At 63.9% G+C, this 13,520-nt stretch carries 15 protein-coding genes and 1 pseudogene; 4 read left to right on the top strand and 12 right to left on the bottom strand.

The genetic code is table 11. The features are described from left to right. Positions 1-585, top strand: a 585-nt coding sequence (locus ACM6IP_RS15655) for a LysR substrate-binding domain-containing protein (protein ID WP_414861827.1), incomplete at its 5' end; no start/stop codon positions are given. Here the strand turns inward: ACM6IP_RS15655 and ACM6IP_RS15650 are convergent. Then, positions 582-1,916, bottom strand: a complete 1,335-nt coding sequence (locus ACM6IP_RS15650) for a PLP-dependent aminotransferase family protein (protein WP_414861826.1) — start codon at positions 1,914-1,916, stop codon at positions 582-584. The two genes, ACM6IP_RS15655 and ACM6IP_RS15650, sit on opposite strands and share 4 nt — an antisense overlap. A gap of 110 nt (positions 1,917-2,026) precedes the next feature. On the opposite strand from ACM6IP_RS15650, the gene ACM6IP_RS15645 reads away from it, so the two are divergent. Further along, positions 2,027-2,623 carry a DJ-1/PfpI family protein gene (locus ACM6IP_RS15645; protein ID WP_414861825.1) on the top strand — a complete coding sequence of 199 codons (597 nt, stop codon included), beginning with the start codon at positions 2,027-2,029 and terminating at the stop codon, positions 2,621-2,623. Positions 2,624-2,716: 93 nt separating this feature from the next. Here ACM6IP_RS15645 and ACM6IP_RS15640 read toward each other — a convergent pair whose 3' ends face one another. The 6 genes from ACM6IP_RS15640 to ACM6IP_RS15615 all read right to left on the bottom strand — a co-directional run bounded on the left by ACM6IP_RS15640 (position 2,717) and on the right by ACM6IP_RS15615 (position 8,596). After that, positions 2,717-5,122, bottom strand: coding sequence for a TonB-dependent siderophore receptor (locus ACM6IP_RS15640; protein WP_414861824.1), 2,406 nt, complete (start codon positions 5,120-5,122; stop codon positions 2,717-2,719). Between the two features lie 76 nt (positions 5,123-5,198). Next, a complete protein-coding gene (locus tag ACM6IP_RS15635) occupies positions 5,199-6,155 on the bottom strand; it encodes a FecR family protein (protein ID WP_414861823.1) in 957 nt (318 codons plus the stop codon). Beyond that, entirely contained in the window at positions 6,152-6,667 is a 516-nt protein-coding gene (locus ACM6IP_RS15630; RefSeq protein ID WP_414861822.1) for a sigma-70 family RNA polymerase sigma factor, read from the bottom strand. The genes ACM6IP_RS15635 and ACM6IP_RS15630 overlap by 4 nt, the downstream gene beginning before the upstream one ends. A 109-nt stretch (positions 6,668-6,776) precedes the next feature. Next, the gene (locus ACM6IP_RS15625; RefSeq protein ID WP_414861821.1) at positions 6,777-7,229 is read right to left on the bottom strand and encodes a GNAT family N-acetyltransferase; all 453 of its coding nucleotides are present in this window, start codon (positions 7,227-7,229) and stop codon (positions 6,777-6,779) included. Next, the gene (locus tag ACM6IP_RS15620; RefSeq protein WP_414861820.1) at positions 7,226-7,768 is read right to left on the bottom strand and encodes a cysteine hydrolase family protein; all 543 of its coding nucleotides are present in this window, start codon (positions 7,766-7,768) and stop codon (positions 7,226-7,228) included. Before ACM6IP_RS15620 ends, ACM6IP_RS15625 begins: the two co-directional genes overlap by 4 nt. Positions 7,769-7,987: 219 nt before the next feature. Further along, complete coding sequence (locus ACM6IP_RS15615; RefSeq protein WP_414861819.1) at positions 7,988-8,596, bottom strand: TetR/AcrR family transcriptional regulator; 609 nt, start codon at positions 8,594-8,596, stop codon at positions 7,988-7,990. Positions 8,597-8,735: 139 nt separating this feature from the next. Between ACM6IP_RS15615 and ACM6IP_RS15610 the strand changes: the two genes are divergently transcribed. Together ACM6IP_RS15610 and ACM6IP_RS15605 are read left to right on the top strand one after the other, a co-directional pair. Then, entirely contained in the window at positions 8,736-9,815 is a 1,080-nt protein-coding gene (locus ACM6IP_RS15610; RefSeq protein ID WP_320332462.1) for a sugar phosphate isomerase/epimerase, read from the top strand. Positions 9,816-9,817: 2 nt separating this feature from the next. Next, positions 9,818-10,723 (top strand): alpha/beta fold hydrolase, encoded by a 906-nt coding sequence (locus ACM6IP_RS15605; protein WP_414861828.1) that lies wholly within the window; start codon positions 9,818-9,820, stop codon positions 10,721-10,723. A gap of 46 nt (positions 10,724-10,769) precedes the next feature. Here the strand turns inward: ACM6IP_RS15605 and ACM6IP_RS15600 are convergent, their stop codons facing one another. The 5 genes and pseudogenes from ACM6IP_RS15600 to ACM6IP_RS15580 all read right to left on the bottom strand — a co-directional run bounded on the left by ACM6IP_RS15600 (position 10,770) and on the right by ACM6IP_RS15580 (position 13,492). Then, positions 10,770-11,444 (bottom strand): DUF3313 domain-containing protein, encoded by a 675-nt coding sequence (locus ACM6IP_RS15600; protein WP_414861818.1) that lies wholly within the window; start codon positions 11,442-11,444, stop codon positions 10,770-10,772. Between the two features lie 40 nt (positions 11,445-11,484). Further along, positions 11,485-11,632: pseudogene (locus ACM6IP_RS15595) on the bottom strand (transporter); the annotation flags it as partial. Between the two features lie 48 nt (positions 11,633-11,680). Next, positions 11,681-12,076 carry a hypothetical protein gene (locus tag ACM6IP_RS15590; protein WP_095169881.1) on the bottom strand — a complete coding sequence of 132 codons (396 nt, stop codon included), beginning with the start codon at positions 12,074-12,076 and terminating at the stop codon, positions 11,681-11,683. 121 nt (positions 12,077-12,197) lie between these two features. Continuing rightward, positions 12,198-12,914: an anti-sigma factor domain-containing protein gene (locus ACM6IP_RS15585; protein ID WP_159996553.1), complete on the bottom strand. Its 717-nt coding sequence runs from the start codon at positions 12,912-12,914 to the stop codon at positions 12,198-12,200. Next, on the bottom strand, positions 12,911-13,492 hold the full coding sequence (locus ACM6IP_RS15580; protein WP_414861817.1) for a sigma-70 family RNA polymerase sigma factor: 582 nt from the start codon (positions 13,490-13,492) through the stop codon (positions 12,911-12,913). The genes ACM6IP_RS15585 and ACM6IP_RS15580 overlap by 4 nt, the downstream gene beginning before the upstream one ends. Positions 13,493-13,520: the final 28 nt, after the last annotated feature.

Here is a 13,520-nt window from a genome sequence, read left to right as displayed (position 1 = left end):
CCCGGACTGCTGGCGGCCTATAACCAACAGTACGCCAAGGTGGCGCTGGACCTGTCCACCGGGCCCTCCGGGACCATGATCGACGGCGTATTGTCCGGGCGCCTGGCGGCGGCCTTCGTCGACGGACCGGTGCTGCACCCGGCACTGGAGGGAGTGCCGGCGTTCGAGGAGGAGATGGTGTTGATCGCCCCCCTCAATCACCCGCCGATCCACCGCGCGCGGGAGGTCAACGGCGAGAGCATTTATGCGTTTCGCGCCAACTGTTCCTACCGGCACCACTTCGAAAGCTGGTTCGCCAAGGACGCGGCAGTGCCGGGGCGGATCCACGAGATGGAGTCCTACCACGGCATGCTCGCCTGCGTCAGCGCCGGTGCCGGCCTGGCCCTGATGCCCCGCAGCATGCTCGAGAGCATGCCCGGTTGCAGCACGGTGAGCATCTGGCCGCTGTCGGAGTCGTTCCGCTACCTGCGCACCTGGCTGGTGTGGCGCCGGGGCACGGTGTCGCAAAGCCTGAGCATGTTTGTGCGGATGCTCGAGGCGCGTGGGGTGGTGGGATCAGAGGCAACCGGGCGCAAGCCGGCTTAATACGTATGCCTGTCCACCACCCGCTTCACCGTTTCCAGGGCCACCTGCAAGCTAGCCAGGTCCAGGGAGCCCAGTGCCAGGCGGATGGCGTGGGGCACGTGGCTGGAGGTGGCAAAGGGTTCGGCGGTCGACACCGAGACGTTCTCGCGCAGCAGGGCCATGGCGATCTGGTCGGCGCGCACTTCTTCACCCAGGGGCAGCCAGAGGAAGTAGGCGTTGGGGTGACTGATGAACGGCAGGCCGCGCAGGACGGCGCGGGCCAGGGCTTGGCGCTGTCTGGCATCCTCGCGCTTGTGTTGTTCCAGGCGTAGCACGGTGCCGTCGTCGAGCCAGTTGCAGGCGATCGAGGTCATCACGCCGGGGGTGTTCCACACGGTGGCCCGGATGCTCCGTTCCAGGGCCGGGATCCAGGGCAGGGGCGCCGCGACAAAACCGACCCGCAGGCCGGTGGCGACATTTTTCGACAGCCCCGAGACGTACACGGTGCGCTCCGGCGCCAGGGCAGCCAGGGGCGCTGGCGGGTCATCGGCAAGAAAGGCGTAGGCGGCGTCTTCGATGATCAGCAGGTCGTGCTGGCGGGCGATCTGCACCAGGCGCTGACGCCAGTCGGCACTGGCCACCCAGCCCAGCGGGTTGTGCAGGGTCGGCATGCAGTACACGGCACGTACCTTGCGTTGCTGGCATAGGCGCGCCAGGGCGTCGAGGTCCGGTTGCTGGTTGGCGGCAGCAATCGGCGCCAGTTCCAGGCGCTGGCTCTCGGCGAGGACTTTGACCCCGGGGTAGGTGAGGGCGTCGGTGGCGACCACATCTCCGGCCCGCAGTAACCCCATCAGGGTGACGGCCAGACCGTGCTGGGCGCCACTGACAATCAGCACCTGCTCTTCACTGACCGCAAGACCGCGACAGTGCAGGTGCCGGGCGACGCTGGCCCGCTCATGGGGGCGACCACCGTGGGGCTGATAACGCAGCAGGGCTTCCAGGTCACCGCTGTTCGCCAGTTGCCGCAAGGCGCCGCGCAGCAGTTCGGCCTGACCGGGGAGTGCGGGATAGTTGAAGTTGAGGTCGAGCAGGCCCGCGGCGACGGCGTGCTGGTCGACTCCCAGCCCGGCGGGCAGCGCAGTCTCACGGACAAAAGTGCCCCGGCCGGCTTCGCCGCTGACCAGGCCCATGGCTTCGAGTTCGCCATACACCCGGGTCGCGGTGGCCAAGGCCAGGCCTTCGCGGGTGGCCAGTTGGCGATGGGTGGGCAGGCGGGTGCCGGGTGTCAGGCGGCCGGCACGGATGTCGGCGGCGAAGGCGTCCACCAGGTACTTGTAGCGGGAACGGGCCATGGGCTTGTATCCAGTACAATAATTTGATTGTACTGATTATTGGCCCTAGCCTGAGACCGCACAACCGCCCCAACAGGCGGACGCCAGCCCACTCAGCGGACGACCCGATCATGCATATCGCGATCCTGACTTTTGACGGTTTCAACGAACTCGACTCCTTGATTGCCCTGGGGCTACTCAACCGGATCAAGACCCCGGGCTGGCGCGTGTCGATTGCCAGCCCGACGTTGCGCGTGCGCTCGATGAACGGGTTGGTGATCGAGTCCCAGGCCACGCTGCAGGAGGCGAACGAGGCGGATGCGGTGATTGTCGGCAGCGGTGCGCTGACCCGTGAAGTGGTCGAGGACAGTCAACTGATGGGCCAATTGCGCCTGGACCCGCGGCGGCAACTGCTGGCGGCGCAGTGCTCCGGAACCCTGGTGCTGGCCAAGCTGGGGCTGCTGGAAGGGGTACCGGCCTGCACCGACCTGACCACCAAACCCTGGGTCCAGGCCGCGGGGGTGGACGTACTGAACCAGGCGTTCTTCGCCAGGGGCAACGTGGCGACCGCCGGTGGCTGCCTGGCGTCAACCTACCTGGCGGCCTGGCTCATCGCCCGCCTGCAGGGCCAGGAGGCGGCCAGCAATGCGGTGCACTACGTGGCCCCGGTGGGAGAAAAACAGCTGTATGTCGAGCGCACCCTGGCCAATATCCAGCCTTACTTGTAGCGGTGCCCGGTGCCCGGTGCCCGGTTCCGGTGCCTGGTTCCGGTGCTTGAGCCGAGCCGACCGCCAGTGTCCGCTCGGCGTGTGGGCCATGGCTTAAAAGTCGTAGCGGCTGGTCACCATCACATTGCGTGGGTCGCCGTAGTACGAGGAGTTATAGAAGCCGATGTTGGTGTAGTAGTACTTGTCGAACAGGTTGTTGACGTTGACCGTGGCCGACAGGTGTTCGGTGAACTGATAGCGGCCCATCAGATCCACCAGCCAGTAAGCATCCTGGGAGAACTTCTCCTCGCTGGACTTGGCCCGATTGGTCAGGACCTGCCAGCCTTGTCCCTGCCAGCGTGCACCGCCGCCGAGGGTCAACTTGTCGAGGTTGCCCTGCAGTTTGTAGCTGCTGTAGAAGCTCAACTGGTCCTCGGGTTCCCAGGTGGACACCTTGTTGCCGTGCTCGTCACGCACCACCTTGTGGGTATAGCCGGCCTGCAATTGCCAGCCAGGGGCCAACTGCCCGGAGATTTCTGCTTCGTAGCCTTTGGTCTTGGCCTTGATGCCCTGGTAGGCGTACTCCACGGCGGGGTTGGTCGGGGCCGCGTTGTAGGCGTTGTCGGCTTCGGCACGGTTGGTCTCGTGGATCTCGAAGTACGCCAGGCTGGTGTTGAGCTGGCCATCGAAATACTCGCCCTTGATGCCCAGCTCGTAGTTCTTGCCCTCATCCGGTTCCAGGACTTTGTTCTGGCTGTCGATGTAGTAGAGCTGTGGCATGAAGATGCTGGTGTAGCTGGCGTACAACGACAGGTTCTGGCTGAGGTCGTAGGTGACGCCGGCGTACGGTACCAGCTTGCCGGTTTCCCGGGTGTCGCTGGTGCCCGTCAGCCAATAATTCGCCACGCGTGCGCCGAGCATCAGGTTGAGCTCATCGGTCAGGCTGAAACGTGCTGTGGTGTAACCGGCAGTCTGGCGCGTGGTTTCATCCGTCGGGGTGGCCACGCCCCAGTCCGGCTTGATGCTGTCGCCGTCCCAGTGATAGAAGTCGATCACGTTGTTGGTGTAGGTCGGGCTGTAGTAGCTCTTGGCTTTCCAGTGGGAGTTGGAGGCCGAGGTGCCCACCACCAACTGATGCTCGCGACCCAGCAGGCTGAAGGGTCCGGACAGGTAAAAGTCGCCGCTGTCGCTGGTGGTTTCGCCGGTGAACTTGTTGGCGTACACGCTGGAGGTTCCGGTCAGCGCATTGGGGCTGCTCTGCACCGAACCGATCTCGGCGTGATAGCCATTGATCTGGTGGTTGTACTGGCCCTTGGCGACCCACTCATTGGCAAAGCTGTGTTCCAGGGTGGCGAATACCGTGCGGGTGTATTGCTCCCAGCCACTCCATTTCGCCCCATTGTTGAAGGCGCGTGGCAGGCTGATCCGATCGCCATTGGAATCGAACAGTGGGCGGCTACCGGACCAGCCCGAGCCTTTGGGGTCGTTGTCCTGGTAATCGGCACCCAGGGTCAGCAGGGTGTCGGGGTTGAGGTCGATTTCCACGGTGCCAAAGTAGACGCTGGTCTTGCGCTGGTAATGGTCCATGAACGAATGCTTGTCCTGGTAGGCGGCGACCGCCCGTGCCCGCACATTGCCGGTTTCGGTCAACGGCCCGCTGAGGTCGATCTGCGAGCGGTAGTTGTCCCAGCTGCCAGCGCCCAGCTCCACGTTGCCCCTGAACTCGGCGGTCGGTTTCTTGCGGATCAGGTTGATGGTGCCGCCGGGGCCACCTGCGCCAGTGAGTAACCCGGTAGCCCCCTTGAGCACTTCGACACGGTCGTAGACGGCCATGTCGGTCAAGGTCTGGCCGGCCGAGAAGGCATCGTTGCGCAGGGTCGGAATGCCGTCGTACTGGAAGTTCTGAATCGAGAAACCACGGGCGTAGTAGTTGGTGCGCTCGCTGTCGTAGGTCGAGACCGTGATCCCCGGTGTATGGCGCATCACGTCGTCGATGGAGACCAGGCCGAAGTCATCCATGGTCTGGCGGGTCACCACTGAAATCGACTGCGGGGTTTCCCGCGGCGTCAGGACCAGGCGGGTGGCCGTGGCGATGGTGCCCGGGGTGTAGGAACCGGTGCCTTCGGTGATGGTTCCCAACTGGTTGGCAGTGACTTCTGTCGCCTCCAGCGCAATCGATCCCGTGGACAGTGGCCGACTCACCAACTGATAGCCGTCGTTGCTGGCGCTGGCGTCCATGCCGCTGTTACGCAGGATCTGCGCGAATCCTTCGGCGACGCTGTAGCTGCCGCGTACACCCTCGCTGCGCAGTCCCTCGACCTGGTGCGAGGCGAACGCGATCGGCACGCCGGCGGCCTGGGCGTAGCGGCCGAGCACTTCGCCGAGCGGGCCGGGCGCGATATCGAAGGCCTGGGTTTGCTGTTGGGCATACGCCAGGGTGGGCAGGGCCAGCGGCAGGCTGCCCAGCAGCATGTGGCTGGCGAGCAGCAAACCGCTGCGGGTGAACGACGTTGAAGCCATCTTCTGTGTGCTCCTTATCAATGTTGGCCAAAGGAAGGACGCAGCAGAATCGCAAACATGAAATCAGCGCGAAAAATTATTCGCTTTCGCGTTGCAGCGACACCCGGGTGATCCACGGGCTGTAGCTTTTCACCTCGATCGGCAGGGTGCGCGCCAGCAGGCGCAGGGCGCGGTCGCTGTCGTCGGCCGGCAGCATCACCGTCACGCGCAAGGCCTGCAGGGCCTGGCGGTCGAAGATCAACAGCCCCGGGCGATGGCGCGCAACTCGTGCCAGCACATCGGCCAGGGATTGGTCGTGGGCGAGTAACTGGTGGGCACTCCACGCGGCTTGCAAAGCAGGACCATCGACCTGGCTGACGGCGCCCAACCCCTGGGCGTCGAAGCGCACGCGCTGGCCCGGATTGAGGGTCAGGCTGCGTCCGCCGCTGTCGATGCGGGTCGAGGATTCCAGCATGCTCACCTGGGTTGCGTCGCCGATGCGCTCGACGATAAACCGCGTACCCAGGGCGCGAATTGTGCCGTGGGGGGTGTCGACGTAGAACGGACGATGGGCGTCCTTGTCCACGTCGATCAGGATCTCGCCTTCGAGCAATCGCACACGACGCTGCGCGGAGTCGAAGTCCAGATCGACGGCGGAGCTGCTGTCCAGCTGCAGTTGACTGCCATCGGCGAGGTATTCGTGCCGCCACTGGCGGCTGTCGGTGCTGTGATCGGCCAGCAGGTAACCGTTCTGCCAATACTGGTAGCCGGGTGCTGCCGTCAGTCCCAGTACTGCCAGCAACGCCAGGCCCTTGACCCCCGACGCCCGGCGCCGCGGTGGCTGTGCTCGGCGCAGAGCCGCCCGCGCAGGGAGTTCCTGCAGGGGCGCAATGTGGCCCTGCAGCCGCGTGATCGCCTCGTGGTGCTGCGGGTCTGCCGCCAGCCAGGCGCGGAACTGTTGCTCGGTCTGCGCATCGGCATCGCTGCCGTGATCCAGGCGCACCAGCCATTCAGCGGCCTGGCGCAATACCTGGGGGGCGATTGCGGGTTTCATGCCTGGGCACATGCGTCGCAGGCCAGCAGCGCTTCCACCAGGTCATGTTGCACCGTGCGCACGGTCACCCCCAGGCGCTCGGCAATCTGCGCCTGTCCCAGGCCATCGAGATGACGCAGGATGAAGGTTTCGCGCACCCGGGGTTTCATCCGGGCCAATGCCCGGTCGATGGCTTCGAGGATCTGGACGGCCTGGAGGATCTGCTCCGGCGACGGCGCTTGATCGAGGTAGGCAGCGCAGCGTTCAAGCTCCTCGCGAAACGCCAGCTCCAGGCGCAGGCGTCGGCCATTGTCGATCAACAGGCGCCGGGCCACAGTGGCCAGGAAGGCCCGGGGTTCACGCGGGGCGACGTAAGGGCCGGCCGCCAGCAGGCGAATGAAGGTGTCCTGCGCCAGGTCCGAAGCGTGGTGCGAACACTGCACGCGGCGGCGCAACCAGCCGAGCAACCATCCATGATAGCCACGGTACAGGGCTTCAAGCGTCGACGACTCGGCTGCGGGGGAGGGCTTCATGAGAAAATCTAGCAAGTGGTAATGTTTCGCATTCTATTGCGTCGGATGGAGAATCCGCAATGCTTAACATCTCGGATTCTCCACCTGAGGAACACCGACACTCAGCGGTTCAGACCAGCCGCTTGTGCATGATGATGGTGCGTTCGGCGCCATGCAGCTGGTCGCGAACCTTTGCATAGCCGAGCCGGCGATAAAACCCCTCGGCGGTGAGTGAGGAGGGCACACGCAACTGTTCGAGGCCGGCCTCGGTGGCCGCTGCGTGAATCACCGCCATCAATTGCTGGCCAATACCACGGCCTTGATGACCCGGCTCGACGAACACGCAGCGCACCACGTCCTGATCGAGGCTGGCCGTGGCGACGATCTGCTGTTGCAGGGTCGCCACGTAGACCTGGCGTTGCGCCAGGAATTGCCGGATCGCTGCCGGGGAAAAATGCTCCACCACCTGGGCAATGACCGTCGGCGGGTAGTCCTGGGCATTGGAGTGGCGCAGCGCGGCGATCACCACCTGGCTGATAGCGCTGGCGTCCTCGGCACGGGCGCGGCGTACCTGGCTGTTCATGGTGCGCTTGTCCTGAATGGCTGGAAGTTCCAGTCCGCGGCCCGTACCAGGCGGCAGAAAGGCCCCGCCAGCGTCGCATTGTGGTGGGCGACTATCTGCTCGGCGCTCAACACCTCGGTGTCGCTGCAACTGTGGGCGTCCTCGACCAGCACGGCGTCCAGGCCCAGGTCGCGGGCGACACGGCAGGTGCTGTCGACGCAGTACTGAGTCTTCAGTCCGGCGATCACCACGCCCTCTGCGCCACGCTCCCGTAGCCAGTCGGCCAGGGGTGTGGCGGCAAAGGCGCTGGGACGGTGCTTTTCGAAGATCACTTCATCGCCCTGTAGCCGCAGTTCATCAATCAGGTGGGTCAGCGGGCTGCCCGGTTCGATCGGCGACCCGGGCGGGCCGACGTGCCGGGCCAGGAACACCGGCGCGCCGGCCTGGTGCGCCTTGTCCAGCAGCAGATTGACCGCGTCCAGCAGCGCGGCACTGCGCCAAAGCGGTTCCGGGCCGTGGAACAGGCCAACTTGCATATCGAGAATCAACAGTGCGTGCATGCTGCATTTCCTTGTCGTAAAACCAGCGACAGCGGCGCAAAAAAAGGCCCCGTCCATTGCTGGCGGGGCCTTTGGGGTAACGTGTGCTTAGCCGCTCACGGCACCTCTCACGACCCGCCCTGGGCGGTCGTGGTAAAGGTGGTCGAGGTCGTGCGGGGCTGGTTCATGGTCCTGACACTAGCGTCACCGTGCGGAGTTGGCAAGTGAGTTGTACCGACATCAGCGCTGCGCTTTATCGACCGCCGCATCCAGGGCCGCCAACGCCATGGGAATCATTGCCAGCAGGCGGGCCTTGGCGATCCCGTCTCGCGCCTGGACCGACAACCCGTGCAGCAGGGTCGCGTAGCAGTCACCCAGGGACGTCACGTCGGTGCGCGCGGGCAACTCGCCGTTACGCACTGCCTGCCCCAGGCGTTCGATGATCGACTGGGTCCGGTTGCGCCGATGCCCAGCCAGCCACTCGCGGATGCCGTCGTTGTCGGGCGAGCAGTTGGTGGCCGACGACACCACCATGCAACCTTGTGGCCGACCGGGCAGGGTGTACAGCTCGACGGCGTCCCTGAGCATGCGCTCGATAGCGTCGCGAGCACTGCTTTCCCCGGCCAGGGCGGCGTCGGCAAAGGCTCCATCGGCGGACTCGTAGAGGGCGACGGCTTCTCGAAACAGTGCTTCCTTGGAGCCGAACGCGGCGTAGATCCGCGCCGACGCGATGCCTAGCGCCTCGACCAGGTCGGACATGGACGTGGCTTCGAAGCCGCGCCGCCAAAATACATCGCGGGCGTTGCGCAAGGCTTGATCGCGGTCGAACTCTCGGGGTCTGCCAGCCATGGGTTGGGGTCTCTTGGGGGAAGGGTCGTGGGGCTTGGCGCTATTATTGGTCGATCGACAAAAAAAGCAAGTCGACGTATTGACGGACTTTGTTCAACGTCTCTATTCTTTGTCGATCGACAAATAAATGGAGTAAACGATGAAAACCCTCAAGGGACCGAGCTTGCACCTGGCGCAATTCAGTGACGTCGCGCCGCCGTTCAATAGCCTGCCAGCCATCGCGGCCTGGGCTGCGGACCGTGGATTCAAGGCGCTGCAGATTCCGGCCTGGGATGAGCGCCTGTTCGATGTGAGCCTGGCGGCACACAGCCAGGACTATTGCGATGAGATCAGCGGGACCTTGGCAGAGCACGGCTTGGTGATCAGCGAATTGACTACCCACCTGTTCGGGCAACTGGTGGCGGTGCATCCGGCCTATGACAGCTTGTGCGACGGGTTCGCCCCGCCAGCGCTACAGGGCAATGCAGCCGCCAAGACCGAGTGGGCGCTGGAGCGCTTGTTGTTGTCGGCCAAGGCTTCCCGCCGATTGGGCTTGACGGACATGGGCACGTTCTCCGGCTCGTTTGCCTGGCCCTATCTGTTCCCGTTCCCCCAGCGCCCCGCGGGCCTGATCGACTCGGCATTCGACGAGTTGGCCAAGCGCTGGCTGCCGATCCTCAATGCCTGTGACGAGGAGGGCGTGAACCTGTGCTACGAAATTCACCCCGGCGAAGACCTGCACGACGGTGTGACGTTCGAGATGTTTTTGCAGCGGGTGGGCAATCATCCGCGCTGCAAGATCCTCTTCGACCCCAGTCACTTTGTGCTGCAGCAACTCAACTACCTGGACTATCTGGATATCTACCGCGATTTCATTCGGATGTTTCACGTCAAGGATGCCGAGTTCAATCCGACCGGGCGCCAGGGCATCTACGGTGGTTACCAGGGATGGGCCGATCGCGCAGGGCGGTTTCGTTCCCTGGGCGATGGCCAGGTCGATTTCAAGGGGATCTTTTCCAAGCTGGCACTCCATGACTATGCCGGCTGGGCGACGCTGGAGTGGGAGTGCTGCCTGAAAGACCAGGATGACGGCGCCAGGCAAGGCGTGGCGTTTATCAATGAACATATCATCCGAGTCACGGACAAGGTGTTCGACGACTTTGCCGGCGCCGCCGTCGACCAGGCGCAACTGGACGCCATGCTCGGCCTGGCCCGGCCTGCACTTCAAGGGCGGGCATGAACATGGATCTCTTCGAACAGCAGGCGTTCGCCGGGCGCACGCACGAGCATGGTTACGCCGAGGTCGACGGCAGCCGCATTCATTATGTGACCGAGGGTCAGGGGGCGCCGGTACTGTTGATTCCCGGTTGGCCGCAAACCTGGTTGACCTGGCGGCATGTGATGCAGGCACTGGCGGCGAACGGATTCCAGGCGATCGCGGTGGATCTGCCGGGCACCGGGCTCTCCGATAAACCGCAAGAGGGGTATGACACCGGGGCCACGGCCAGGCGTTTGCACGGTTTGATGCAGGTTCTGGGCTACGAGCATTTCGCGGTGGTTGGCCATGATGTCGGCATGTGGGTGGCGTACGCCCTGGCGAGCGATTATCCGCAGGCGGTTGAATGCCTGGTACTGACGGAGGCAGTGATACCCGGATTGGCGCCGGCGCCGTCGATTTTTGCGCCTGCGGGGCAGAACATCTTTCTCTGGCACTTCATGTTCAACCAGTTGCTCGACTTGCCCGAGGTGTTGATCGCGGGACGGGAAGCCCAGTACCTGGCCTACATGTTTGCGCAATGGTCGGTGCGCCAGGAGCGAGTCGCGGTGCAAAGCTACATCAACGCCTATGCGACGCCGGGTGGGCTACGGGGTGGGTTCGGCTATTACCGGGCGATCCCTGAGACCATCGCGCAGAACCAGCGGCGAGCCGCCAGGCCGCTAGAAATGCCGGTGTTGGCTATCGGCGCGGAACATGCGACCAACGATGCGCCGCTGTTGACGATGCAAGGCAACGCGCTGAATCTGCAAGGCGCGATTGTGCCAGGTTGTGGTCACTTCATTACGGAGGAGGCGCCCGAGGCGTTTGTCGCGCATCTGTTGCCGTTTCTGCTGGAGTCATCTGCATCGCGGGTCGCTGCGCAGCGTTGATGGGCTGCTGCCAGCGCCATGGACAGGCGCTGGCAGGCTTGGCGGATTAACGGATGAAGGCTTGCAAGTCGCTGTTGAGTTTGGCGATCGCTGCCTTGAAGTCGTTGGTGGTGATCTTCTGGCTGGAGTTTTCCAAGGTCTTGCCGAAGAGTTTACGCACTACCCTGACCACGGTCTGGTTGGTGCGGGCGTCAACCAGTTCGGCCTCGATGAACAGTTCGGTGTCCTGGTCGCGATGGCCGGTGGCCGCGCTGACCCCGCCGACGACAGCGGCGATGGGCACCACTTCATACCATTTCATGCCTTCGTTGGCGGCGCTGACCCCGGTGATCGCCGCACGCAGATTCAACACGCGGGAACCGGCAGGCGCCGCTTGCGGGGTGGGCACGATGCGATACTTCGTGCCCAGGGTGGCTTTGGCCGAATTGGTCATATAGTTCTGCAATTCATCCAGGGTCTGGCGGTTGACCCGCTCATCAGGCTTGGGTGCGGGGTACAGTTCCAGCTTGTTGAATGCCAAAGTGTCGTAGGCGTTGGGGTTCCAGGACGGGCTGACCCAGCGCATGGCTTTCTCGCCGCTGGTGGTGGTGACTTCTTCCATGTTGTTGTAGTTGGACAGGAAGCCGGAGTACTGCTCCCGCTCAGTGACTTTCGAGGTACAACCACCCAGCAACAGGCTGGCCAATGCGGCGCCGAAGATCATTTTTCGCGTCAAGCTCATAGGGTGTTACTCCATGTATTTAAGTTCGGGTTGCAGGGTCTCAAAACCGCCACGTCATGTTGCCGGCCAGGGCTTGTATCCAGGCGTTATCGAATTGCCCCAAAACTCGCTCGCCTGACTGGGATTTGCTCTGATCGTCTACAGCATAGGGCTCCTGTGGCAATGCGCCAGGATTCTGCCATCGGTATTCCACGCCGCGGTTATAGGCCAATCGCCAGGCGGCGCGGGCGAGACAGTTACTGGTAGCGGATCACGATGCCTTTGAGTTTGCGGCCCTGGATGGTCTCGATATCGCGGCTCCACAGTGGTCCGCTGACGTAGGCGGCCACGGGCTGGATATGGTCGTAGACCACCACCACGGCATCTCCGCCGATCTTCGCCGCTTCATCCTTGAGTTTCTGCTCGACGTCGGTGATAGGCGGGGCAGGGTCGACACTGGCATCGACCAGGATTTCACCCAGGCGCACATGGGGGCGCGTTGGCTCAACCCGCAGGACCTGGACGTTGGCCGCCAGGGTCGGGCCGGGATGCGGCCCGCCGACGTAGGCGGTGGTCTGGGCATCGATGCTGGCGCAGGCACCGAGCAGCAGGCTGATCAGGGTAATTGTCAGCCAGGAAAGCGTGTTTTTCATTGCACAACTCCGTCATCCAGAAATGGGTGGGTTAAATCGCCGTTCTTCATGTGAAAAAAAGCCTAGCACAAGGTTTTCCGCGCGCCGCTACGGGTTGCGAAAGGTTGCCCGCCGAGCACGATTAGAGGACCTTGACCGCCCGGCCGATGAACTGGATGGGCCCGGTGGGTTTGCCGGTCGGCGAGCCACCGGGGTTTTCCAGGGTCAGTTCGAACAACTGGTTGGGCGTCAGAGGAGGCAGTTGGTCCAAGGGCACCTGCAGGCGTTGCCCGGGCTTGACCAGGCCCAGGGACACCGGCGCCTGCCAACCCTCGGCCTTGGTCCAGAACTGCAGGGCCTTGTCGGCAGGCACCTGGGCCACGCCCAATGGAATCAGTTGCATCTCCCGGGAATCGCTTGCCTGGATGACCCAGCCTGGGGCCTGACTCTGTGGGGCCACCAGCACCACCAGGTAGGAGGTCACCGGCTGGGGCGTGGTCCGCGTCAGCAGCACGCTACCCAGCACCAGGGTCGCGGCAAGGCCGGCGCCGGCGAGGCCGCGCCACAGTGCCAGACGGTCCCACCAGGTCGGCGCTGTTGTCGGGGCAGGCGCAGTTGCCTCAGGTCGATCAAGAGCGTCGAGGCTACGTTCGATGCGGCCCCATAGGCGTGTGCCAGGCGGGTGGGGCGGGGCCAGGTCGGTCAACTCCAGCAAGCGCCGCTCCCAACTGGCGACCGCCAGGCGCAGGTCCGGGTCCACGGCCAGGCGTTGCTCAACCTCGCGCCGTTGTTCGGCCGCCAAGGTGCCCAGCACGTATTCACCTGCCAGTTGGTCATTGTCGTCGGGGCTCGTGTTCATCCCATGCACTCGCGTAATGCCGCCAGGCTGCGTTTGATCCAGGCTTTGACGGTGCCCAGGGGCGTGCCCAGTTTTTCGGCAATCTGCCCATGGGAGTAACCATCGACATAGGCATGCAACAGGCAATCGCGGCGGGCCGGCTGCAGTTGCTCAAGGCAGTCATAGATCCGTCCCGAATGCCCGTGCAGGTCGAAGCCCGGCGAGGCGTCTTCGTGGTTTTGGTCGATGGGCACCAGCCTGGCGCTGTTACGCATGAAGTTAAGGGCCAGATGCCGGGTGACACTGAAAATCCAGCCGCGCGCTGTCCCCAGTGCTGGATCGAAACTGGCGGCTTTGGTCCAGATCCGGATAAACGCGTCGTGCACGATGTCTTCGGCCAGGGCGGTGTCCCCGGCAATGCGCCGGGCCACCCCCAACAGGCGGGCGCTCTCCTGCGTGTACAGGTCGCGCAGGGCCTGGTGGTCGCCTTGCGCGCACGCCGTCAGGCACGCTTCATAATCAAAACCGGGCTCGGGCAAGGACAATGGATCCGCCATCGACAAGGTGAAACCGCCCCAGCCCTGAGGCTGGGGTGCCATTGCAGCAGGTTAGACGAGTTTCCCTGCG

Source organism: Pseudomonas sp. IT-P176, from assembly GCF_949767245.1.
Classification (GTDB): domain Bacteria; phylum Pseudomonadota; class Gammaproteobacteria; order Pseudomonadales; family Pseudomonadaceae; genus Aquipseudomonas.
Note: the sequence above shows the minus strand (reverse complement) of the source record. Positions and strands in the feature narration are given on the sequence as shown.

What these genes read in the sequence shown, in the direction of transcription:
- ACM6IP_RS15625 (WP_414861821.1), bottom strand. Translation starts at nt 7,229, where the DNA reads ATGAACAGCCAGGTACGCCGCGCCCGTGCCGAGGACGCCAGCGCTATC.
- ACM6IP_RS15605 (WP_414861828.1), top strand. Translation starts at nt 9,818, where the DNA reads ATGGATCTCTTCGAACAGCAGGCGTTCGCCGGGCGCACGCACGAGCAT.
- ACM6IP_RS15580 (WP_414861817.1), bottom strand. Translation starts at nt 13,492, where the DNA reads ATGGCACCCCAGCCTCAGGGCTGGGGCGGTTTCACCTTGTCGATGGCG.
- ACM6IP_RS15640 (WP_414861824.1), bottom strand. Translation starts at nt 5,122, where the DNA reads ATGGCTTCAACGTCGTTCACCCGCAGCGGTTTGCTGCTCGCCAGCCAC.
- ACM6IP_RS15590 (WP_095169881.1), bottom strand. Translation starts at nt 12,076, where the DNA reads ATGAAAAACACGCTTTCCTGGCTGACAATTACCCTGATCAGCCTGCTG.
- ACM6IP_RS15615 (WP_414861819.1), bottom strand. Translation starts at nt 8,596, where the DNA reads ATGGCTGGCAGACCCCGAGAGTTCGACCGCGATCAAGCCTTGCGCAAC.
- ACM6IP_RS15600 (WP_414861818.1), bottom strand. Translation starts at nt 11,444, where the DNA reads ATGAGCTTGACGCGAAAAATGATCTTCGGCGCCGCATTGGCCAGCCTG.
- ACM6IP_RS15650 (WP_414861826.1), bottom strand. Translation starts at nt 1,916, where the DNA reads ATGGCCCGTTCCCGCTACAAGTACCTGGTGGACGCCTTCGCCGCCGAC.
- ACM6IP_RS15635 (WP_414861823.1), bottom strand. Translation starts at nt 6,155, where the DNA reads ATGAAACCCGCAATCGCCCCCCAGGTATTGCGCCAGGCCGCTGAATGG.
- ACM6IP_RS15630 (WP_414861822.1), bottom strand. Translation starts at nt 6,667, where the DNA reads ATGAAGCCCTCCCCCGCAGCCGAGTCGTCGACGCTTGAAGCCCTGTAC.
- ACM6IP_RS15585 (WP_159996553.1), bottom strand. Translation starts at nt 12,914, where the DNA reads ATGAACACGAGCCCCGACGACAATGACCAACTGGCAGGTGAATACGTG.
- ACM6IP_RS15620 (WP_414861820.1), bottom strand. Translation starts at nt 7,768, where the DNA reads ATGCACGCACTGTTGATTCTCGATATGCAAGTTGGCCTGTTCCACGGC.
- ACM6IP_RS15645 (WP_414861825.1), top strand. Translation starts at nt 2,027, where the DNA reads ATGCATATCGCGATCCTGACTTTTGACGGTTTCAACGAACTCGACTCC.
- ACM6IP_RS15610 (WP_320332462.1), top strand. Translation starts at nt 8,736, where the DNA reads ATGAAAACCCTCAAGGGACCGAGCTTGCACCTGGCGCAATTCAGTGAC.